The organism is Pollutimonas rozaliensis (genome assembly GCF_048751585.1).
Taxonomy (GTDB): Bacteria; Pseudomonadota; Gammaproteobacteria; order Burkholderiales; family Burkholderiaceae_B.
Window position 1 is genome coordinate 1 of the sequence record NZ_JAZHOB010000144.1, and the last position, 267, is coordinate 267.

The 267-nt window shown below is 57.3% G+C and carries 1 protein-coding gene; it reads left to right on the forward strand.

Annotated features, from left to right (window positions below):
- On the forward strand, nucleotides 1–267 hold a 267-nt coding region (locus V0R37_RS22320), incomplete at both ends, for a group II intron maturase-specific domain-containing protein (RefSeq protein WP_420376585.1).

Consider the following 267-nt stretch of genomic DNA (forward strand, 5'->3'; position numbering starts at 1 on the left):
CAAGAGTGCGGTCACCAGCGTGTTTGGCCGCAAGTTCCTGGGCTACGCCCTGTGGGAAGCCAAGGGTGGAGATGTCCGACGTGGTATATCAGCCAAAGCGTTGGGGACATTTAAACCGCGGATTAGGCAACTGACACGCCGAAATGGCGGGCGCAGTATCGCACAGGTCGTCGCCTATCTACGACGCTACCTTTTAGGCTGGCAAGGCTACTTTAAGCTGTCGCAAACACCTCGTATCTGGCGGTCGCTGGACGGGTGGATACGAAG